This is a genomic window from Hydrogenophaga intermedia (genome assembly GCF_023715105.1).
Lineage (GTDB): Bacteria > Pseudomonadota > Gammaproteobacteria > Burkholderiales > Burkholderiaceae_C > Hydrogenophaga > Hydrogenophaga intermedia_A.
Window position 1 is genome coordinate 32,945 of the sequence record NZ_JAMBNO010000002.1, and the last position, 21,711, is coordinate 54,655.

17 protein-coding genes and 1 pseudogene are annotated in these 21,711 nt (G+C 69.1%); 7 read left to right on the top strand and 11 right to left on the bottom strand.

The window, feature by feature from the left end:
• Nucleotides 1–4: 4 nt before the first annotated feature.
• Both M3149_RS01820 and M3149_RS01825 read right to left on the bottom strand, forming a co-directional pair.
• Nucleotides 5–733, bottom strand: a complete 729-nt coding sequence (locus M3149_RS01820) for a response regulator (RefSeq protein WP_251707632.1) — start codon at nt 731–733, stop codon at nt 5–7.
• Complete coding sequence (locus M3149_RS01825; protein WP_251707633.1) at nt 730–2,637, bottom strand: type IV pili methyl-accepting chemotaxis transducer N-terminal domain-containing protein; 1,908 nt, start codon at nt 2,635–2,637, stop codon at nt 730–732. The genes M3149_RS01820 and M3149_RS01825 overlap by 4 nt, the downstream gene beginning before the upstream one ends.
• A 205-nt stretch (nt 2,638–2,842) precedes the next feature.
• Here M3149_RS01825 and M3149_RS01830 point away from each other — a divergent pair, with 205 nt between their 5' ends.
• Both M3149_RS01830 and M3149_RS01835 read left to right on the top strand, forming a co-directional pair.
• Nucleotides 2,843–4,147: an NnrS family protein gene (locus M3149_RS01830; protein ID WP_251707634.1), complete on the top strand. Its 1,305-nt coding sequence runs from the start codon at nt 2,843–2,845 to the stop codon at nt 4,145–4,147.
• 21 nt (nt 4,148–4,168) lie between these two features.
• Nucleotides 4,169–4,786, top strand: a complete 618-nt coding sequence (locus M3149_RS01835) for a nitroreductase family protein (RefSeq protein ID WP_251707635.1) — start codon at nt 4,169–4,171, stop codon at nt 4,784–4,786.
• Here M3149_RS01835 and M3149_RS01840 read toward each other — a convergent pair.
• Complete coding sequence (locus M3149_RS01840) at nt 4,778–5,188, bottom strand: SirB2 family protein (protein WP_251707636.1); 411 nt, start codon at nt 5,186–5,188, stop codon at nt 4,778–4,780. The two genes, M3149_RS01835 and M3149_RS01840, sit on opposite strands and share 9 nt — an antisense overlap.
• Nucleotides 5,189–5,225: 37 nt before the next feature.
• Nucleotides 5,226–6,754: pseudogene (locus tag M3149_RS22980) on the bottom strand (methyl-accepting chemotaxis protein).
• Between the two features lie 252 nt (nt 6,755–7,006).
• On the opposite strand from M3149_RS22980, the gene M3149_RS01855 reads away from it, so the two are divergent.
• The gene (locus tag M3149_RS01855) at nt 7,007–7,717 is read left to right on the top strand and encodes a response regulator (protein WP_251707638.1); all 711 of its coding nucleotides are present in this window, start codon (nt 7,007–7,009) and stop codon (nt 7,715–7,717) included.
• A 129-nt stretch (nt 7,718–7,846) separates the two neighbouring features.
• Here M3149_RS01855 and M3149_RS01860 read toward each other — a convergent pair whose 3' ends face one another.
• A complete protein-coding gene (locus tag M3149_RS01860; protein WP_251707639.1) occupies nt 7,847–9,196 on the bottom strand; it encodes a tetratricopeptide repeat protein in 1,350 nt (449 codons plus the stop codon).
• Nucleotides 9,197–9,334: 138 nt separating this feature from the next.
• On the opposite strand from M3149_RS01860, the gene M3149_RS01865 reads away from it, so the two are divergent.
• Nucleotides 9,335–10,333, top strand: coding sequence for an AraC family transcriptional regulator (locus tag M3149_RS01865; RefSeq protein WP_251707640.1), 999 nt, complete (start codon nt 9,335–9,337; stop codon nt 10,331–10,333).
• Nucleotides 10,334–10,345: 12 nt separating this feature from the next.
• On the opposite strand, the gene M3149_RS01870 is transcribed toward M3149_RS01865, so the two are convergent.
• The 3 genes from M3149_RS01870 to M3149_RS01880 form a co-directional block, all read right to left on the bottom strand.
• Nucleotides 10,346–12,370, bottom strand: coding sequence for an ATP-binding protein (locus M3149_RS01870; RefSeq protein WP_251707641.1), 2,025 nt, complete (start codon nt 12,368–12,370; stop codon nt 10,346–10,348).
• A gap of 122 nt (nt 12,371–12,492) precedes the next feature.
• On the bottom strand, nt 12,493–13,701 hold the full coding sequence (locus tag M3149_RS01875) for a flavin-dependent oxidoreductase (RefSeq protein ID WP_251707642.1): 1,209 nt from the start codon (nt 13,699–13,701) through the stop codon (nt 12,493–12,495).
• A gap of 21 nt (nt 13,702–13,722) precedes the next feature.
• Nucleotides 13,723–14,697, bottom strand: a complete 975-nt coding sequence (locus M3149_RS01880) for a tripartite tricarboxylate transporter substrate binding protein (protein ID WP_435370717.1) — start codon at nt 14,695–14,697, stop codon at nt 13,723–13,725.
• Between the two features lie 93 nt (nt 14,698–14,790).
• Between M3149_RS01880 and M3149_RS01885 the strand changes: the two genes are divergently transcribed.
• Nucleotides 14,791–15,297, top strand: a complete 507-nt coding sequence (locus tag M3149_RS01885) for a MarR family winged helix-turn-helix transcriptional regulator (protein ID WP_251707643.1) — start codon at nt 14,791–14,793, stop codon at nt 15,295–15,297.
• A 96-nt stretch (nt 15,298–15,393) separates the two neighbouring features.
• Nucleotides 15,394–16,035, top strand: a complete 642-nt coding sequence (locus M3149_RS01890) for a hypothetical protein (protein WP_251707644.1) — start codon at nt 15,394–15,396, stop codon at nt 16,033–16,035.
• A gap of 59 nt (nt 16,036–16,094) precedes the next feature.
• Here M3149_RS01890 and M3149_RS01895 read toward each other — a convergent pair whose 3' ends face one another.
• From M3149_RS01895 to orn, 3 genes are all read right to left on the bottom strand, one after another.
• Nucleotides 16,095–17,846: a DEAD/DEAH box helicase gene (locus tag M3149_RS01895; protein WP_251707645.1), complete on the bottom strand. Its 1,752-nt coding sequence runs from the start codon at nt 17,844–17,846 to the stop codon at nt 16,095–16,097.
• 278 nt (nt 17,847–18,124) lie between these two features.
• Nucleotides 18,125–19,705, bottom strand: coding sequence for an inorganic phosphate transporter (locus tag M3149_RS01900; RefSeq protein WP_251707646.1), 1,581 nt, complete (start codon nt 19,703–19,705; stop codon nt 18,125–18,127).
• Nucleotides 19,706–19,781: 76 nt separating this feature from the next.
• On the bottom strand, nt 19,782–20,363 hold the full coding sequence (orn, locus tag M3149_RS01905) for an oligoribonuclease (protein WP_251707647.1): 582 nt from the start codon (nt 20,361–20,363) through the stop codon (nt 19,782–19,784).
• An 85-nt stretch (nt 20,364–20,448) separates the two neighbouring features.
• Here orn and M3149_RS01910 point away from each other — a divergent pair, with 85 nt between their 5' ends.
• Nucleotides 20,449–21,711: a M48 family metallopeptidase gene (locus tag M3149_RS01910; protein ID WP_251707648.1), complete on the top strand. Its 1,263-nt coding sequence runs from the start codon at nt 20,449–20,451 to the stop codon at nt 21,709–21,711.

A 21,711-nucleotide genomic window follows, 5' to 3' on the forward strand; every position in this document is an offset into this window, starting at 1 on the left:
CGCGCTAAGCCAGCAGGCCGCGTTCGGCGGCGTACACCGCCGCATGTACACGCGTGCTCAGGGCGAGCTTGCGCAGGATGTGCTGCACGTGGATCTTCACCGTGGTCTCTGCGATGTCGAGAGCGCGCGCGATGTGCTTGTTGCTGTCGCCGCGCGCGATCAGGCAGAGGATCTCGCGCTCGCGGGGCGACAGGGAGTGAATGGGGTCGGACGGCGGCGGCTCGGGGCTGGCGGCGGGCGCCAGCGGTACCGGTGCGCTGTCCGGCATCGGTGGGGCGGCTGTCGCTGGGTCCGCGGCAGGCGACTGGCGCAGCAACGCCACCAGCTTGCCCATCATCTCGGGGCTGATCACGGAGTCGCCCTCGCACACGCGCTGGATCGAATCGGCCAGATCGGTGGTGTCGATGGTCTTGAGCAGGTAGCCATCGGCACCGGCGCGCAGGCCGCGGGCGAGGTCGGCCTCGTGCTCGCTCACCGTGAGCATGAGCACGCGCGCCTTCGGCGCTGCGGCCTTGAGCGCGCCGATCGCATCGATGCCCGAAACGCCCGGCAGGTGGTTGTCGAGCAGCACCAGATCGGGTTGCAGGCGCTGCGCCAGACCGATGGCGGCATTCGCGTCGGCGGCCTCGCCTGCCACCTGGAAGCGGGTGTCCTGGGTCAGCAGCGCGATGAGACCCCGGCGGAACAGGTTGTGGTCGTCAACGACGAGCAGGCGGATCGGGGTGTCGGTCATGGGTTGGGTGTGGAGGCCTCGGTCTGCACCGGCACGTCGATCGAGACCTCGGTGCCGCCGCCGGGGTGCGAATGCACGGCCACCAGGGCGCCGATGCGCTCGGCGCGCTCGCGCATGATGTGCAGGCCGACGTGGGTGTCCTGGTCGCGGTCTGCGTCGGTGGCAAAGCCGCGGCCGTTGTCGCGCACGCGAAAGCGCCAGTGCGGCCCGCGCTGCACGTCCACGAACACCTCGCTGGCCTGGGCGTGCTTGCGCACGTTGGACAGGGCCTCCTGCACCACGTGCAACACCTGCAATTGCGTGTCGGAAGGCAGCGGCACGCCATGCCCCTGCACGTCCAGGTGGGCACTCAAGCCACTTTGCAGCTCGAATTTGCGCAGCGTGGTGCGCAGCGCGTCCTCGATGTCGTCGCCGTCGGTGCGGGTGCGGAAATGCACCAGCAGCTCGCGCACGTCGTTCGTGCTCTCGCGCACGCCGGTCTCGATTTCGTCGATGATGGCCGGCACCGCGGCGCTGTCGTTGCGCTGCACCGCGGCGCGCAGCAGGCCGACCTGGATCTTGAGGAACGACAGGGCCTGCGCGATCGAATCGTGCAACTCGCGCGCCAGCAGGCTGCGCTCCTCGCTCACCGCGGCCTCGCGCAGCAGCGCCTGCGCGCGCAGGTTCTCCGCCGCGTTGGCCAGATGGCCGGCCAGCGCGTCGTACAGGCCGCGGTCGTCCTCACCCAGCAACACCTCGTGGCGATAGAAGAGGTTGATCTCGCCCAGCAGTTGCTGCTGCTGGCGGATCGGCACGCCAACGAGCGTGACATAGCCGGCCTGCGCGCAGCCACCCAGGCTGCGTTCCTCGGCGGCTGCGATCGGGATGACGCGTGTGCGCGCGGTGGCCGGTGGCTGGCCGCAGGCGCACACACCGGCCTCAAGGCACTGTTCGTCTTCGATCAGTTGCTCGGGCAGGCAATCGCTGGCCAGCATGAGGTAGCGCCGCGTGCCGGTGTCGGACCAACGGATCGCCACCGCGTCGGCGCCACTCACCTCGCGCAGCTTGCGGGCGAACCCGCGCGCCAGCTCATCCAGCGTGCGCGCCTCCACGATCAGTGAACTCACCGCATAGAGCGCCGCCAGCCGCGCGCGCTTGGCCTCCAGGTCGCGGGTCTTGGCCTGCACCTGCAGCTCCAGCCCGTGGTACAGGCCCTGCAGCGTCTGCGCCATGTGGTTGAAGCCGGCGGCGAGTTCGGCGAACTCCTGGTGCGAATCGACCTCCACGCGCGCCGAAAAATCACCCGCCTCGACCTGGCGCAGTGCACTGCGCAGGCGCTTGAGCGGATGGATCACGAACAGCTGACCCACGTAGAGCGAGATGATGGCCGCGGCCACCGCCATCGCCATCATGAGGAACTGGAACAGGTTGAGCAGCGCCGTCAGGCGCGCCATGGTGGACTCGATGGCGCGCACGAGCGCATCGATCTGACCCACCAGCGCATCGACCTCGGCGGTCACACTGCTCAAATCCTGCGCTGACGCGGCCGGGACCGACCAGGTGGGCCGCAAGCGCTGCCAGGCGGCTTCGATGGCCCCGAAGCGCTCGCGGCTGGGCTGGCTCCAGGGCACGGACAGCGGCCGCTGTGGGTCGCCGCGCTCGATCAGTCGCAGCGTGCGATCGACCTCGTTCACCAGTTGCTGCACCTGTGCCGGCTCGCGACCGCCCTGCCAGGCACTCACCAGGCGCCAGGTCTGCATGCGCAGGCGCCCGGCCTCGTTCACCGCCGCGGCGCCGCCGTCGAGCTGGCGCGTCACCCACATCGTCAAGCCGATCGACAGCAGCGCCAGCAGCAGCATCGACAGGCCGATGAGCACGAACTTGGTGGACAGCTGGCGGGGCCAGGCGCGGGCGGAGATGGGCATGGGTGGCGGGGACGGCGGCGTGGGCATTGTCGGCGAGCCTCGTGCGCACTGTCCATGCGACGACCCGCATCGTTCTTTCGAACGATGGCGCTGCCACACGAGGAGCCGGCCACACCTGCCACGGAAGGATGGCGCCTGTGCGTCGCACGCGGCACAGTCGGCGAAACGCCTTGTCCTCCGCCATGCGACAGCCCACCGAGCGCCCGTGAACCGCAGCATTCCGATCCAGGCCACCCGCGCCGGGGATGGCCGCCCCCCCACCGCCCCCGTGATGCGCTGGCGCTGGGCCACCCTGCTGCTGGCACCCCACCGGCTGGCCTTTGCGGGCGCCTGCGCGGTGCTTCTGCTCAGCGCGCTGTGGTGGGTGTGGGTGCAGGCGTCGCGGTTGGGCTGGTTGCCACCGGGGCCACTGGCGGTGTCGCCCAGTCTGGGCCACGGTGTGGTGATGGTGCACGGCTTCATGCCCTTGTTCTTCACCGGCTTCCTGTTCACCGCCGGGCCCAAGTGGCTGGGTGTGCCCGGTCCCGACGCGCGCGACGTGCTGCCCCCGGTGGTACTGCAGGTGCTGGCCTGGCCGCTGTGGCTGGCCGGCGTTCACCTCGCACCGGGGCTTGCCATCGCCGCGCTGCTGCTGGCGGCCACCGGCCAGGCGCTGGCCACGCTGCGCTTTGCACGCCTGCTGCGCGCCAGCGCCGCCGGGGATACCGCACACGCGCGCGTCATCGCCATCGGCTGGGCCGTCGGCACGCTCACGTTGGCAGGCCTCGCGCTGGCGCTCTGGCAAGACGACCTGGACGGCGCGCGGCGCTGGCTGCACACCGCCTTGTGGGGCTTCGTGGCCCTGGTCTATGTGACGGTCGTGCACCGCATGATTCCTTTCTTCACCTCCAGCACGCTGCCGCTGGTGCAACTGTGGCGTCCGATGTGGGTGCTGCATGCGCTGGTGGCCACGGTGGCGCTCAAGGTGCTGGGCCCGTGGCTCACGCTCGCCGGCCTGAGCGCCAGCGCCTGGAGCGCGTTCGAAGGCTTTGCGTTGCTGGTGGCGGGCTTCGTGGTGCTGTGGCTGGCCTTCATGTGGGGCCTGGCGCAGAGCCTGAAGATCCGCTTGTTGGCCATGCTGCACCTGGGCTTCGTCTGGCTCGGTCTGGGACTGGTGATCGACGGCACTGGCCTGGTGTGGGGCTGGATCAGCGGCGCGCCCCTGAACCCGCTGGCCGCGCTGCACGCCACCACCATGGGGTTCCTGGGTTCGCTGATGGTGGCCATGGTGACGCGCGTGTCCTGCGGCCACGGGGGACGCAGCCTGGTGGCCGACCGGCTCGCGTGGTCGGCCTTCCTGCTGTTGCAGGCGGCCACGGTGCTGCGCATCGCAGCGGCGCTGGCGCCGCCGGCGTGGATGGGCCCGCTCACGCTGGCGGTGGCCGCGTTGTGGCTCGCGGTGGTCGCACCCTGGGCATTGCGCTTGCTTCGCTGGTACGGCCAACCCCGGCCCGATGGCCGCCCGGGCTGATGCCCGCTCCTCACCAACGCCATGAACAACGACACCGTTCAGCCCCATCTCGACGACGATGCCACCGCCTGGGCCGCGCACTGGATCGACGCGCGCCGGACCACGTTGCCCAAGCGCCTGTGCGGCCCCGGGCCGACCGAAGATCAGAAGGTCGCGCTGCGGCGCGCCGCCTGCGCCGCGCCCGATCACGGGCAGCGCCGGCCCTGGCGCTGCATCGAGATCGGGGCCGATCAACGTGCGCTGCTGGGCGAGTGGTTTGCGCAGGCGTTGCTGGAGCGCGATCCGCACGCCAATGCCGCCGAGCAGGCGCAGGCGCGCGAGAAGGCACACCGCGCACCCTGGCTGTTGTTGCTGGTGTGCCGCGTGCGTGGCGACGACCCCGAGGTGCCGCCCGCAGAACGGTTGTTGTCGGCTGGCTGCGCGGTGCAGAACCTGCTGCTCATGGCCACCGCCATGGGCCTGGGCAGCGCACTCACCAGCGGCAAGGCCATGGCATCGCGCGCGTTGCGCGAAGGCGTCGGGCTGCATGCCGACGAGGACGCGCTGTGCTTCGTCAATGTGGGCCACGTGAAGGCATGGCGCGCCGCGCACGCGCGGCCGCAGCCGGATGACGTGTTCAGCGTGCTCGGATCAGACTGACAGCAAGGCCAGCCCGAGCGGCAGTCGGCTGATGGCGCTCAACGCCATCAAGCCCACCACCGAGAGCGCGGCCAGCCCGAACCACACCCTGGCCGCGCGGGTGCGCGCGCGCCGCAGCGCCAGCGCGCCCAGAACCACATAGAGCGGCAACAACAGGAGCTTGATCAGCAGCCATGGCTCACGCAGTGGGTTGTGCTGCATCAGCACCCACAGGCCGACGCCCGCGAGCAGCAGCCCGGTGTCGATGACCATGCTGGTGCGGCGCGTGCCACTCTGCATGGGCCAGCCCTGGCTGAACAGCACCGCGAGCCATCGCGCAGCAAACAGCCCGACGCTGGCCGCAGCCAGCGTCATGTGAAGGCCGCGCAAGGCAGCGTAGGTGGTGGCGATATCCCATGACATGGCGCCATTGTGGCCGCGCCGGGCCCGACGGTCGGCCTCAGGCGGTGGTGCGGAACACGGCGACGGCATCCACCAGCCGCTGCGCCTGGCCCTTGAGGTTGGCGGCCGCGGCCGCGCTTTCTTCCACCAGCGCGGCGTTCTGCTGCGTGGCCTGGTCCATTTGCGTGACGGCGTTGCCCACTTGATTGACGCCGTCGCTTTGCTCGGTGGTCGCGGCGGTGATCTCACCCACCAGGTCCGAGACGCGGCGGATCGAGCCGACGATCTCGCCCATGCAGCCACCGGCCTGGTTCACAAGCGTGGCGCCCTGCCCGACCTGATCCACGCTGTTGTCGATCAGGGTCTTGATCTGCTTTGCGGCCTCGGCGCTGCGCTGCGCCAGGCTGCGCACCTCGCCGGCGACCACGGCAAAACCTCGGCCTTGTTCACCGGCGCGCGCCGCTTCCACCGCGGCGTTGAGGGCCAGGATGTTGGTCTGGAAGGCGATGCCGTCGATCACGCCGATGATGTCGGCGATCTTCTGGCTGCTGGCCTGGATGCCCTGCATGGTCGACACCACCTGACCCACCACCTCACCGCCGCTGACCGCGAGGTCGCGCGCGCTGGCGGCGAGCTGGTTGGCCTGGCGCGCGTTGTCCGCGTTCAGGCGCACGGTGGAGCCGAGCTGCTCCATCGAGGCCGCGGTTTCCTGCAGCGCGCTGGCCTGCTGTTCGGTGCGCTGACTCAGGTCCTGGTTGCCCTGCGCGATCTGGGCACTGGCGGTGGCCACGTTCTCGGCGTTGTGGCGCACCTCGGTCACCACCTGCGAGAGCTGGCCCTGCATGGCCCGCAGCGCGGCGAGCAGCTGCGCGATCTCGTCGCGGCCGTCGACGCTCACGCGCGCCGTGAGGTCACCCGCGGCCACCTTCGACGTCACCTGCACCGCCTCGTCCAGGCGGCGCGTGATGCCGCAGCTGAACAGCACACCACCGATGACCCCGGCGACACAGACCACGGCCATGAGCGCCAAACTCAGCGTGGTGCACGGGCAGCCTGCGCGTTCGCGCGTTCGGCGATCGCCACGCTGTCCTCGGCGATCTGCTTGACGGCCGCATCCCGCAGACGCGCCGGCTCGCGGTCCATCCCGCTGACGGCCTTGTCGCCCACCGTCGGGTCCATGCCCGAGGCGGTGAACTGCTCGAAGGCCGCACGGTAATTGCGGCCCATGGTGGCGTGCGCATCGGCGAACTGGCGCACCAGGTCCTGCGCAGGCCCAGCGGGCAGCGCGCTGATCAGGCCGGCGGCGGCGGCCGCCATTTCCTGCTCGATGCGGCCGAATGCCTTCCAGTACCTGTCCAGCTGCGCCGGGTCCCTGCCGCGCAGAAGCGTGTTCTTCCACTCCTGCACCTGGGTCTTGAACTGGCTCAGCAGGCTGGACACCCGGGCCGCACGTTCGTGGCTGGCGTGCACCTCGGTCTCGAAGGTGTGCACGGATCGGTTGAGCTGCTGGATGCCGAACAGCGCGGCTGCGGTGACGAGCAGCACGCTGGCGACGAAAGCGAACGGGAGTTTGAGGGTGAGCTTCATGTGGATGCGGGGAAAGCTGGATCGGCCCCGGAGGGATCGCTGGATCATCGGGGCCGGGAATCGCGTTTCAAATATGAAACGCGGCACCGCACACCCCCAGTTCCCCTACCATCCCGGAGGCACCCTGACCGGCGGCGCGCAGCCACGCCGGCAACGGCCCGCCACTGGTACTAAAGATTTCGCAGCCACCGCCGATCTAGCCGGCAAGGACCGCACGCAATGGCGCCGGACCGATCGCCACAGGAGCCCAACATGACCACGAACCCGGCGCCCCAACGCCACAAGGTGCTAATCGTCGATGACGATCCGGGCATGGTGCACCTGCTCGCGCGTACCCTGCTCGACATGGCGCAACTGCATTTCGCGGTGCGGGGCGACGACGCGCTGGCCAAGCTGGCGCAACACAAGCCCGATCTGCTGGTGATCGACGCGGAGTTGCCCGACCTCGATGGCTACAGCGTGATCGCACGGCTGCGCGAGAACCCGCAACTGGCGCACACCGCGGTGGTGATGGTCACTTCGCACGACGACGCCAGCCACCGCCAGCGCGCCTTTGCCGCGGGCGTGCTCGATTTCTTCACCAAGCCGATCGATCGCGAACTCATCCGCTTGCGCGTGCAGCAGATCCTCAACGGCGAGTCGATGGAGCTGATCGAACTCGACGAACGCCCGCTGCCGGTGCAACGCGCCGCGGCCGCTGCGGCGCCCGCGCCGGCCGTCAACAGGCCCACGACCCCGGTGTCCGCACCGGCGCCCCTGGCAGCACCCGCCGCGCCGATCGACGTGCACGCGGTCACCTCGGAGCTGTTCGAACGCATGTCGGCCATCCTCTCGCAGGCCGAGACGCTGCGTGAACACGTGCGCCCCGGTGCCAACGCCAGCGAGATCTACCCGATCCAGCGCATTCAGGAAGAGTGCGCCGAGGTGATCCAGTTGCTGGTCACCATCAGCGGCGAGGACTAGAAAAGACACCCCCCGCGCCGCTGCGCGGCTCCCCCCTCTCTCGCCTGCGGCGGGAGGGGGGCGCACCCTGAGGCCGGGCAAAGCCCGTTCCTCGGGTGCACTGGGGGCTGCGCTCGCCGGCTGGCCGGCTTATGCCTCGGCAGCTACCGTTGGCGTGCAACGCACGGCCGGCGCCAGCGCGCGGCGCAGGAACTGGCGGTTCATGCCGCTGTGCGGGCGCTGTGCCAGGCGTTCGCGCGCCAGCGCCTCGGCCACGGTCTGGCGTTTGCCGCGCAGGGCGGCTTCGGTCAGTGTCCAGTCGATCAGGTCGCGCTGCGCGTGGCTGCCACCGAAACGGTTGGCGATGGCGCGGGCGCGCCACAACGTCTCGATCGCTTCGTCGTAGCGTCCCTGCCAGAACGCGGCGAATCCGGCCACCAGATCGGCCCCGGTGTCGGCGGCCCAGCGGGCGGCTTCGCTGCCCTGCTCGGCACTGCGCAGTCGAGCCTGCAGGCGCTGCACATCGGCCAGGCGCCCGGCGCCCAGCCAGGCCATGGCGGCATGCCAGTCGTTGAAGGCGTAGCTGTGGCCGTCGGCGTGCGCGTCCCAGGCACCGGCCAGCTCGTCCCAGCGCGCGCCCACGTCGTGTCCGCCCAGATGCAGGCGCCACAGCAGCGCCGAGGCATCGACCATGTCCACCGCCACCGCGCTGCGCGCGGCGCGGATCGGGCCGTCGTAGAGGTTGAACACCGGCTCGATCTGGCCGATCTCGAGGTGGCACAGCGCACGGTGCCACCAGTTGTGCACCTGGAAGAAGTTGTCCGCCCCGCTCCAGTGCGGCTCGCGCATCAGGGCCCAGCCGATGCCATCCTCGTGGCGGGCCTGCATCTCCATCACGTGCGCCACGGCGTGGTGGGCCCAGCAGTCGCGGGGTTCGGCCGCCAGGGCAGCGCGGCCCGCGTCTTCGGCCTGCGCGTACTGGCCCGCTTCTTCCAGGCCAAAGGCCAGCATGCCGAGGAGAAAGCCGTGCCCGGGCATCGAAGCTGACCACTGCGGCAGCGTGCGCGCGATGCGATCCCGCAGACTGCGTGCATTGGCACGGAAGAAGTCGATCAGGTGGCCCACCTGCAGCGCCACGATGTCGTACGGCCTCTCGCTGTGGTGCATGTCCAGCGTCTGCGCGGCGGCCGACCATTCGCCGGCCAGCACCTGGCGCACCGCCATCAAGTGCGAGCGTTCGCGCTCGTTGAGCGGCCAGTCGGCCACCTCGGCCAGCAACTCGCGCGCCATCTGCGAGGCCGCGGGTTCGGTGGCCACGGCCAGCAGGTGCGCCTTGAGCAGCGCGGCCATGGCGAAGCGGGGCGCGGCTGCGAGCGCCGCGTCCAGTGCGGCCATCGGGTCGCCGCGGTAGAGGTGGAAGGCGGTGGCCGCCTGGTCGTAGAAGGCGGCGGCCTCGCGGCTGGCGCCACTGAGGGCGTGTCCCTGTGCGTCGGTGATCATGTTCAAAGCTCCGTGGTTCGTCGTTGCCGCCCCATGCAGAGGGCGTTTGCATCCGCCGGGCCGGTGCCGTTAATCTAGACAGCCCCACTCGCGACGGCCATGCCCGCGCCGCCGCCATTTCTTGCCGAGCCGCCGGACATGACGCCGAACGACACCGCCGACGCCCTGAGCGACGTGCTGCGTGCACTGCGCTTGCGCGGGGGTGTGTTCGTGGAGGCCGAGTTCGGCGAACCCTGGTGCGTGCTGTCCCAGGTGGGCCCGGAGGACTGTGCCGAGTTCAGCCCGTTGCCACGCGAGGTGATCGCGTACCACTACGTGTGTGAGGGGACGATGTCGCTGCAGCTCGACGGCGATGCCGAACCGCTGACGCTGCGCGCGGGCGATCTCGCCATCCTGCCGCGCAACCACCGCCACCGCCTGGGCAGCGACCTCTCCGTGCCGCCGATGCCGGTGGAAATGCTGGAGCACCATGCAGGCGGCCAGGGCGTGATGCGGCTGGTGCACCCCGGGCAAGCGCGCGGTGCACGCTTTTTCTGCGGCTACCTGGGCCACGACAACGTCAACGATCCGCTGATCCACGCACTGCCACGCCTGCTGCACCTGCCCCTGGGCAGCGGGGCGTCGGCCCAATGGCTGGAGAGTTCCATGCGCTTTGCCGCGCAGCCACTCGCTGCGCCGCACGGCCTGTCGCCCAGCGTGCTCAGCCGGCTGGCCGAGTTGCTGTTCGCGCAGGCGGTGCAACAGTACCTGGCGCAGCAACCCGAAGGCAGCACCGGATGGCTGGCCGGCTTGCGCGATGCCAAGGTGGGGCGCGCGCTCGCGATGATGCACGCCGAGCGCCAGCGCGCCTGGACCACCGAGGAACTGGCGCAGGCCGTGGGTGCGTCGCGCTCCGCCTTTGCAGAACGGTTCACCGCGCTGGTGGGCGAGCCGCCGATGCGCTACCTGGCACAGCAGCGCATGCGCTTTGCAGCGCAGCAGTTGCGCGAGTCCGATGCGCCGATCGCGCGCATCGCCGAGGCCGCCGGCTATGAAAGCGAGCCCGCCTTCCACCGCGCGTTCAAGCGCAGCTTCAACGCCTCGCCCGCGGCCTGGCGGCGCGAGCAGACGGGCGCCGGTTTCGCACCGGCCGCCTGATGCACGGCGCGGTCAGCGCGCCTGCGGCCCCAGGGTGAACTCGGCCACCGTGCCCACGCCCGGCTGGCTGCGCAGGCGCACGTCGCCGCCGTGGTGGCGCACGATGCGCTGCACCATGCTCAGGCCGATGCCGCTGCCTTCGAACTGCGATTTGGGGTGCATGCGCCGGAATGGCTGGAACAGGCCGCGCGCCTGGGCCATGTCGAAGCCGGCGCCGTTGTCGGTGATGCGGTACCAGGTGCAGCCGTCCTCGGCGAAGCTGTCCACGCGCACACGCGCTGCTTCGTTGTAGGCGCTGTACTTCCAGGCGTTGTGCAGCAGGTTCTGCCACACCTGGGCTGCCAGATCGGGGTCGCCCCGGGCCGCAGGCAAAGGGTCGATGCGCATGTCGACGGTGCGCTTCGGATCGGCCGCACGCACGATGCGCCAGGTGTCCTGCGCCAGCGCGTGCATGTCGATCGGCTCACGCACCGGCGCGCGCTGGTCGATCTGCGCCAGGCTGCACAGCGCCTCGATCATGGCGTTCATGCGGCGCGTGGCCTTCTCGACCTGCTCGCTGTATTCAAGCGCTTCCTGGGTGTGCCCCAGATGCAGTCGCTCACGCAGCAGGCCCACGAATCCCTGGATCGCGAGCAACGGCGCGCGCAGATCGTGCGCCACCGCGCGCGTGAACTCGCGCAATCGGTCGTCCGCTGGCGAACCCCCATCCACCGGCGGCACCGTCACCGGTTCGGCCTGCTGAGCGTCGGCCTGCAGCTGTTCATAGCCGAGGCGGAACACCGCGTCCTGCGCCAGTCGCTCACTCACGTCGCGCACCATGCACAGCACCACCGTCTCGCCCGCCAGCTGCAGGCGCTGGGCGCTCACCAGGCAGGCCCGCTGTGCGCCGTCGGCGCGCGTGAGTGTGACGGGCAGGCCATCGATGTGGCCCTGGATGTCGATGGCGCGCGCCATGCGTTTGAGCGCCTCGATACCCAGGTGGTGGCCGAGCGCGCGCAGGGGATGACCGGTGATGGTGTCGAGCGATACACCCAGCAGATCGGAAACGGCCTCGTTGGCATCGCGCACGAGACCGCTGGCGTGATCGACCACCAGCATCGGGTCGGGATTGCGATGAAAGGTGTGGTCCAGCAGCTCCTGCACCCGTTGCAGGGCGTCTTCGGCCTCGCGTCGGCGCTGGCGTTCGCGCGCCACCGCCAGTCCGCGACGGTGCAGCACGAAAGCGGCGCCAGCCAGCAGCACGGTGCCGCCGGCGCCCAGGACCCAGGTCCAGCGGCGTTGATCGTCCAGATCACGCGCGATCGCCTGGCGCTCGGCGGCGTGCGGATCGGTATCGAGCCAGCGCGCCCGCAATGCCGGCAGGGTGCCGTTGGCCTCAAGACGGTCGAGCGTTTCCTGCAACTCGGCGCGCAAGGCTTCGTTGCCTGGCTGCACGGCAAAGGCGTAGGTCTGCAGTCCGAATCGGGTCGGTCCGACCACAAGGCCGGTCATCTGCGGCAGCAACGGATCGCCATAGGCGCTGGGCAGCAGTGCCATGTCGGCCTCGCCGCGCTGCACGGCCAGCAAGGCCGAACGTGCGTCGGGCACGCGCAGCGCGGACTCGCTGATGCCGGACAGCCAGCGCGCCATGCTCTCGCGCATGGGTTCGGTGTCGAGCACGGCCAGACGCACGCGCTGCAGGTCCTGCAGCGCGTGCGGGGCCACGGCATCGGCGCGCAGGTACACCGCGTGCAGGGGTGACGCATGGCCCTTGAGAAAACTCGCGAACGCGCGTCGGTTCGTGGTGTCGACCATCGCGATGAGGTCAACGCGTCCGGCGCGGAACGCCTCGACGGTGGCGGCCCAGGGCTGCAAGGCGATCTCGATCTCGGCGCCGAGCTCGTGCCCGACGGCTCGCAGCAGCTCCACATGGAAGCCCACGGGTCGACCTTGCGCGTCGAGCGACTCGAACGGGGCAAAGGCCTCGTCACCGCCATAGCGCAGGGTGCGCGCGGCGGGCCTCGAAGTCGCAGAGGTGGTCGTGGGGTTTGGGGACACAGCGTGTTGCAACACCCCGCTTGGGCGTCACAACTGCTTACGTTGCCACACTCCCCGGGGTGTTTGCCGCCTTTGGCGCCATGCACCCCGACGTCCGTCGGAAATGTGTGAACAATACCCGCTCAGCTTTTCAGGGCGAAGCCGGCGATCTGCTTGTAGTTGTCGGAGATCGCGCGCAGCTCGTCCTGGCTGATCAGATCGTCGATGCGCTGGAACGGCTGCCCGCCGCTGAGCTCGTCGGCTTTCATGATGATGAAGTCCGGCGGCAGCGTGCGGTTGGTCTCGACCACGCGCGCCGTGGCCGGCAGGCGTGCCGCCTGGTACCGCTGCAGCGCGCCCTCGGGGTCGCCCGGGGTGTCGGCCAGTTCGTCCGCCAGGGTGCGGGCATCGATCAGTGCCTGCGCCGAGCCGTTCGAGCCGCGCGGGTACATGGGATGTGCAGCATCCCCCATGAGGGTGACGCGCCCGAAACTCCAGCGCGGCAACGGGTCCTTGTCGACCATGGGGTACTCGAAAATCTGCTGTGCACCGGTGATGAGCGCGGGCACATCCAGCCAGTCGTAGCGCCAGCCGTCAAAGATCGGCAGGAAATCCTCGACGCGTCCGGGCTTGTTCCAGTCGTTCATGCGCGCCGCCGGGTCGCGGATCTCGGCCACCCAGTTGATGAGCTGGTTGCCCTGGCCATCGACGTTGTCGACGATCGGGTAGATCACCATCTTGCCGGTGTCGATGCTGCCGACGCGCAGGTAACTCTTGCCGGTGAGGATGGGCTTGTGCACCGTGACACCGCGCCAGGTGTTGATGCCGGCATAGCAGACGCGGTCATCCGGGAAGAAATGGCGACGCACCACCGAGTTCACGCCGTCGCACGCCACCACCACGTCGGCCTGCACCTCGGTGCCGTTGTCAAAGCGCAGTGTGGCGCCATGTTCGGCCGGCTCGATGCCGATGCAGCGATGCCCGGCGTTCAGGTGCGCGCTGCCTAGGCGTTGTTGGGCTGCGCGCCAGAGCACGCCATGCAGTTTGCCGCGGTGGATGCCGAGCTCGGGCAGGCCATAGCCGGCGTGGCGGCCACGCGGCTCGCTGTAGACATACTGGCCCCACCGGTTGAAGAAAACGCTTTCGCGGTTCTCGATGCCGATGGCCTCGAGCTCGGCGAGAAGTCCCAGCGCGTCGAGTTCGCGAATGGCGTGCGGCAGCAGCGTGATGCCCACGCCCAGTTCCTTCACCTCGGGCGCGCCTTCGTACACCTCGCACGACAAACCGTGCCGCTGCAGGCCGAGCGCGAACGCCAGGCCAGCGATGCCGCCGCCCACCACGGCGATCTTCATGTCAGCTCCCTTGCCCATGCCTTATTCCGCCTTGATGCCCTGCGTCTTGATGAGCGCGGCCCAGCGGTCCGCGTCGCGGGCCACGAGCCGTGCAAAACCCTCGGGCGTGTCGCTCGCCGGGTCCATGCCCTGACCTTCGAAGGCCTTCTTGACATCTTCGCTGCGCAAGATGTCGTTGATCTCGCGATTGAGCGCGGCCACCTGCGCCGCCGGCATGCCCTTGGGCGCGAAGATGCCGTACCACATGTCGACGTTGACCTCGCCCGCGCGTGCCTCCGTGAGGGTGGGCACATCGGGCAGCAGCGGGTGACGCTTGTCGCTGCCGATGCCCAGCGCCACCAGGCGCCCACTGCGTACCTGCGACAGCGCCACGTGGATCGGCAGGAACATGGCCTCGATCTGGCTGCCGATGAGATCGGTGACCGCCGGACCGGTACCGCGGTAGGGAATGTGCGTGAGGAACACCTTGGCCGTGGTCTTGAACAGCTCCATCGACAGGTGGTGCGGCGTTCCCACACCCGGCGAAGCGTAGTTGAGTTTGCCCGGCGCCTTCCTTGCCGCATCGACCAGATCGGCCGCGGTCTTGAAGCCGGTGCGCGGATGCGTCACCAGCACCAACTGCCCCCAGCTCGTGAGACTCACCGGCTGCAGGTCGCGCACCGGGTCGAACGGCAGCTGCGGGTAGAGGCTGCGGTTCATCACCAGCGTGTTCACGCTCACCAACAGGGTGTTGCCGTCGGGCGCAGCGCGCACCACCGCCTCGGTGCCGATGTTGCCCGAGGCGCCGGCGCGGTTTTCCACCACCACAGGGCGCTTGAGGCGCTCGGACAGCTTCGGGCCCACCGTGCGCGCAATCAGGTCGATGCCGGTGCCTGGCGTGAACGGCACGATCAGACGCAGCGGGCCTTCGGCCGTTTGCGCGGCGACCATACCGGCACAGGCCAGCAACGCAGTACCGATCAATGCGCGGCGTGCGCGGGAAAGGGCAAAGCTCATGCACCGTCTCCAAGCGTAAGCATGCTTCCTATTATCGCGGCAATGACCTCGCACCGCGTCCGTAGAATCCCGGGTCGCCCGACCCACACCGCCATGTTGTCCGATCTTTACCAACGCCCCGGCTTCCTGCTGCGCCGCACCCACCAGATCTCGGCGGCCGTGTTCGAGAGCGCCTGTGCCGAGGTCGGCCTCACGCCAGCGCAATATGGTGTGCTCACCGTGCTGGCCGCCGAGCCCGGGCTCGACCAGACCCGCCTGGCGCGCGCATTGGCGTTCGACAAAGTGACGGTGATGCGCGTGCTCAAGGGGCTGGAAGAACGCCGCCTGGTGCTGCGCGAGCGATCCAGCGTGAGCCGGCGCCAGATGACGGTCAGCCTGACCCCGCAAGGCCAGGAAGTGCTCCAGGCCGCGCGCGAACCCGCCGAGCGTGCCTACCAGCGCCTGCTCTCGCCCCTGAGCCAGTCGCAGCGTTCCCAGCTCATCGAATTGCTGCAGACGCTCACCGATGGCCTGGCCGACGAAGCCCGGGCGCCATTCATTCCGCTGCAGCCCAGCACCAGCGCATCGGCGCGCTCGCCGCGCACACGACGCGGCACCTGACGCCGCTGCTGGCCCGCTGCTTGCTACATCTGCCTTGAGGCCGGACCGGCTCGGTGCGGCCCGCACCGAATCGGACCACCGGCCGAGCGGCCAGACATGGAGGCAAGCAACGTGCAAAGCGGGGCGACCATCACGCGCGAGGCAGCGCAAGCGCCATCGCCCGCCAGTGCAGCGATGCCCGCCGCACACCAGGGTGTCTGGGCACGCACGCTGCTTGAAACGGCCCGCGGGCGCGACACCGATACCTGGGCACGCTGGATACAGACAGCACGCTGGCAGGGCAGTCTGGCGCACGACGGTGAGCGGGCCGTGGAATGCGCCATAGGCCCGGGAGCGGAGCGCAGTGTGTTCCAGACGCCCGATCGCGTGGTGCAGTTCGGCATGAACGAGCGGCACCTCGCGGTGTGGGAGAGGCTGCCGGGTTCACAGGGGCGGCGCATCGTGCTGTCGCGACGAGACGGACAGGGTCAACCGACGCACGAACTGCTGCTGGTGTGCGGCGACTACCTGCTGCACCGCGCGCCCGGGCCGGATGGGTCAGTCGCCACGCCTGCGCTGCGCTTTGCACGCATCGACATGGCGCGCGGTGTGTGCACGATCGAACGCGCGAGCGATGACCGTCTCGATGGTCAGGAGCACCCGTGGCACCTGCAGCGACTGGGCATGGACCTCGCTCGCATCCGTGGCGGCCCCGGGCTCGACGGCGCGTGGGAGGTGCTGGAGTGGAACGAAACCTGAGCGACCATCGCCCATGAACAACGGGCCCGCAGGCCCGTTGGTGTGAAGCGACGTGCGCGTCAGCGGCCGCGGCGGGCCCGGTCACCAAAGGCCGGGCGATCGCCAAAGCCGTTGGGCCTCGGACCCGAGCGCACCGGACGGTCAGCAAAACCGCCGCGCGGGGCAGCAGGGCCGCGGTCGTTGAAGCCACGCGATGGTGCAGCGCGCTGATCGGTGCGTTGCTCGAAACGCGGGTCGAAGCGCGTGTCCTGGCGCGCAGCCCGGTCGCCACGCGCTGCGTCGAATCGGTCGCCGCCGCGCGGATCGAAGCGCGGTACGCTGTCGCGGTTTTCAAAGCGCGGGCCACGGGGCGGCGCGCCGCGGCGATCACCGCCGAAACGGTCGTTGGAACGGCCGGCGAAACGATCGCCACCACGGCCGCGGCCGCCAAAGCGCTCGGGCTGGGGAGCGCGTTCACGCGGCTCCAGGCCGGGCACCACTTCGGGTTTGAAGCGTTGCTGCGTGTAGGCCTCGATGTCGCCGATGCGGCGGCGATCGCGGAATTCGGCAAACGTCACAGCCAGGCCGTCGCGACCGGCGCGGCCGGTGCGGCCGATGCGGTGCGTGTAGTCCTCCGCCTTCATCGGCAGACCGAAGTTGAAGACGTGCGTGATGGTGGGCACGTCGATGCCGCGCGCGGCGACGTCGGTGGCCACCAGAATCTGCACCTGGCCGTTGCGCAGCGCCATCAGGCGGCGGTTGCGCAGGCCCTGGCTGAGCGCGCCGTGCAGCGCCACGGCGGCAAAGCCGGCCTGCTGCAGCTCGGTGGCCAGTCCGTCGCATTCGATCTGGGTGCTGGCGAACACGATGGCCTGGTTGATCGACGCGTCGCGCAGCCAGTGGTCGAGCAGCTTGCGCTTGTGATCCGCGTTGTCGGCCCAGAACAGCACCTGCTTGATGTTGGCGTGCTGCTCTTGCGGGCTGTCGATCTGCACCTTCTGCACGTGCTTGCCGTTGTCGTGCATCACGCGCATGGCGAGTTGCTGGATGCGCGGCGCGAAGGTGGCGCTGAACATCATGGTCTGGCGGCGCTGTGCGGTGAGTGCGTTGATTTCGGCGAGATCGTCCGAGAAACCGAGGTCGAGCATGCGGTCGGCCTCATCGACCACGAGGAACTGCACCTGATCGAGCTTGAGCTGCATCGAGCGCTGCAGGTCGAGCAACCGGCCCGGCGTGGCCACCACGAGGTCGGCGTTCTGCAGCTTGGCGATCTGCAACTGGTAGGGCATGCCACCCACCACGTTGGCAATGCGCAAGCCACGGCAGTGGCGCACGAGGTCGATGGCGTCGTGGGCCACCTGCTGTGCGAGTTCGCGCGTCGGGCACAGAATGAGGGCGCCGGGCGTGGCGGCCTTGAAGTTGCGCGGCAGCAGCGGGTTCTGGCGCTTGGGCGCCTTGGGCGGGGCTTCGCCGCGGGCCATGGCTTCGGCCACCAGGCGTTCACGCTCGACGCGTTCGGCTTCGGCACGGGCAGCCTGTTGCTGGATGAGGGTGTGCAGCACGGGCAGCAGGAAGGCCGCCGTCTTGCCGCTGCCGGTCTGGCTGGAGACCATCAGGTCGGCAAAGCGCTCGGCGCCTTCGGCCTTGAGGGCCAGCGGCATCACGTGCGCCTGCACCGCCGTGGGCTGGGTGAAGCCGAGGTCGGCCACCGCGGCCACCAGTTCCGGCGCCAGGCCAAGTTCGGCAAACGCGCTGGCGTCGACCGGGGCTTGTTGTTGTTCGGGGTTCATTGCGGGCGAGGTTTCGCCGCGCGCTTCAAAAGCGTCGCTCATGTTCGTTCCTGCGCCCGAAAAAGAAATGGGCGCCAATGACCGAATGCCGCGCGAAGGGGAAGTTGAGCCCCGGGGCGTCGGATCCGTTCGTGGTTACACAACATCAACCACAAACGGTCCGCCCGGAAGCGGTGGCCCCTGCTCGCCAATGCTCAAAAGCAGGCGGTGTCGGGGGGCCGGGTGTGTGAGGCCAATGCACAAAGACTTCACCGTTGCCGGCGAAGCCTGTGATTGTCGCACAGATTCAGGGAAAACCCCAGGTCCGCTTCACCTTTTGGTCAGCCGAGCACCGCGGCGACCATGTGAAACAGCAGCGCGGCAATCACCGCCGTGGCGGGCACCGTGATGATCCAGGCCGCGATGATGCGCATCACCACCGAGCGCTTGACGATTTCCTTCTTGTAGGCCTTCTTGAAGGCCTTGCGCTCACCCTTGGCGAACACCGCGCCGTCGAGGCCGCGCACCTTGGCGCGCTGCTTCATCTCGGCCAGCATCTGCTTCTTCTCCTGCACTTCGGCGGCCTCGAAGCGCTGCATGTAGGCCTCGACTTCCTCGCGATCCACACCCTGGTGGCCGGCACGCACCGTGGCTTCCATCTTGGCGTAGTTCACCTTCAGCAATTCGCGCAGGAAGCCGACGCCGAACACCGCGCCGATCGAGATGTGCGTGGTGGACACCGGCATGCCCAGCTGCGACGCCACGATCACCGTGACCGTGGCGGCCATGGCAATGGAGTAAGCGCGCATCTGGTCGAGTTCGGTGATCTCCTTGCCCACGGTGCGAATGAGACGCGCCCCGTAGAGCGCCAACCCGACGGCCAGACCGAGCGCCCCCAGCACCATGATCCACAGCGGTGTGCCGGCCTTGGTGGCAATGACCCCGGTCTTGACGGCTTCGTAGATGGCGGCGAGCGGGCCGACCGCGTTGGCGACGTCGTTGGCGCCGTGCGCGAAGCTCAGCAGTGCGGCAGAGCACACCAGCGGCCAGGTGAACAGGTGATTCACGCCGTCCTTGGAGTTTTCCTGGCGCAGCGCGGCACGCGCGATCGGCTGGCGGATGAACGCCCAGACCACGATCGCAACCACGGCACCCATGGCCAGCGCCGGGAAGATGCCGATCTTGACGAGCTGGCTCACCCCTTTGAGCAGCATGTACGTGGTGTAGGCCCACACCATGACGGCGATCAGCACCGGAACCACGCGCGCTGCGGCCTCGGTCTTCTCGGTGCGGTAGGTCACGCTGCGCTTGATGACGTAGAGGAACGCCGCCGCGATCAGGGCCCCGGCCAGAGGCGAGATGACCCAGCTCGCCACGATGGCGCCGATGGTCGACCAGTTCACCAGCCCCCAGCCGCCGGCTGCGATGCCCGCCCCCATGACAGCGCCGATGATGGAGTGCGTGGTGGACACGGGCGCGCCCAGCGCGGTGGCCAGGTTGAGCCAGAGCGCACCGGCCAGCAGTGCCGCGAACATCACCCAGGCGAACACCGTCGGGTCGCTGATGTCGGCCGGATCGATGATGCCGCCCTTGATGGTGCCGACGACATCGCCGCCGGCCACGATGGCTCCCAGTGCCTCGAACACCGCGGCCACGAGGATGGCCCAGCCCATGGTCATGGCGCCCGATCCGACCGCCGGGCCCATGTTGTTGGCGACGTCGTTAGCGCCGATGTTCATGGCCATGTAGGCGCCCACCGCCGCGGCGACGATGAGCAGCCAGACGGCCGTGCGGCTCAGCCCGGCATCGGCCGCGCCGGTCAGTGAGGCGTACAGGCCCACGAGCAGAAGAAAGGCCACCGCGGTGGCCAGTTGCAGCGACTCCAGGTGACGCTCGGCAAAGGGACGGGACTTCTTCTTCATGTGAATTCGGCGTGAATGTCACCGTATTGTCATGGATGTGCGCGCCAAGCCGCATCGGCCCGGCGATTTCGCCGCGTCAGCGCAGGAAGTGCGTGCGGTAGTGCTCGAGCTCGTCGATTGACTCGTGCACGTCGGCCAGCGCGGTGTGCAACTGGCGCTTCTTGAACGCGTCCACCACCTCGGGCTTCCAGCGCTTGGCCAGTTCCTTGAGCGTGCTCACGTCCACGTTGCGGTAGTGCAGGTAGCCCTCCAGCTTCGGCATGTACTTCACCAGGAAGCGGCGGTCCTGCCCGATGGTGTTGCCACACAGGGGCGACGCCTGCTTGGGCACATAGCGCGCGATGAAGTCGATCAGCTGATGCTCGGCCTCGGCCTCATCCACGGTGCTGGCGCGCACCTTGTCGATCAGGCCGCTGCGGCCGTGCGTGCCCTTGTTCCACGCGTCCATGGCATCGAGCACCGCGTCGCTCTGATGGATCACGATCACCGGGCCTTCGACGCGCGGGGTGAGCTGCGGGCCGGTGATCACCACCGCGATCTCGAGCAGGCGCTCTTTCTCGGGGTCGAGGCCGCTCATCTCGCAATCGATCCAGACCAGGTTCAGGTCGCTCTTGCTCAGGGTGCCGGGGGTGGCGATGGGAGAGGGGTTCACGGTCATCGCGCGATTGTCCCCGATCCGCCATCGGGGCCATGGCCCTGCCCCGCGCCGGTGGCCAGCCCGGTTGGCTAGACTCGGTGCCCTCATGGACGCTGCCGCCCTCACCTTCACCGCCGTCTTCTGCGCCCTGCTGGTGCTGGGCCTGCTCGCCCGCACCTGGCTGGCGAGCCGTCAGATCCGCCACGTGGCGCGACACCGCGACCAGGTGCCGGCGCCCTTTGATGCCACCATCCCCCTCGAAGCGCACCGCAAGGCGGCCGACTACACCATCGCCAAGGCGCGTTTCGGCCTGCTGACCACAGCGTTCGAGGCCGCGGTGCTGGTGGGCTGGACGCTGCTCGGCGGGCTCGATGCCTTGAACCAGGCTCTGTTCGGGCTCCTCGGCCCCGGCCTGTGGCAGCAGCTTGCGTTGATCGGTGCCTTTGCCCTCATCGGCGGGTTGATCGGGTTGCCGTTCTCCTGGTACGCGACGTTCCGGCTCGAGGAGCGCTTCGGCTTCAACAAGATGACGCCCGGCCTGGGGGTCGCGGACGGGCTCAAGGGCACGCTGGTGGGCCTGCTGATCGGCACGCCGGTGGTGGCGCTGGTGCTGTGGCTCATGGGCAGCGCCGGGTCGACCTGGTGGCTGTGGGCCTGGGGCGTGTGGATGGGCTTCAACCTGCTCGCGCTGGTGCTCTACCCAACGCTCATCGCGCCGCTTTTCAACAAGTTCGAACCCCTGGCCGACGAGCAGCTCAAGGCGCGCGTGAACGCGCTCATGGCGCGCTGCGGCTTTTCGGCGCAGGGTCTGTTCGTGATGGACGGCAGCAAGCGCAGCGCGCATGCCAACGCCTACTTCACGGGCTTCGGCGCGGCCAAGCGCGTGGTCTTCTTCGATACCTTGCTGCAGCAGCTCAATGCCGACGAGATCGATGCGGTGCTGGCGCACGAGCTGGGCCACTACCGGCGCCGTCACATCCTCAAGCGCATCGCACTGCTGTTCGCGCTCAGCCTGCTGGGCTTTGCGGCGCTGGGCTGGGCCGCGTCGCAGGCCTGGTTCTACAGCGGCCTGGGCGTCACGCCAGCGATGGACGCGCCCAACGATGCGCTCGCGCTCATCCTGTTCCTGCTGGTGGCACCACTGTTCACCTTCTTCCTGTCGCCATTGATGGCGCAGGTCTCGCGCAAGCACGAGTTCGAGGCCGACGCCTTCGCGATGGAGAAAACGCGCGGCGCCGATCTCGCCAGCGCGCTGCTCAAGCTCTACCAGGACAACGCCAGCACGCTCACGCCCGATCCGCTGTACGCGCGCTTTTACTACTCCCACCCGCCCGCCAGCGAGCGCCTGTCGCGCCTGCAGGCCACCTGA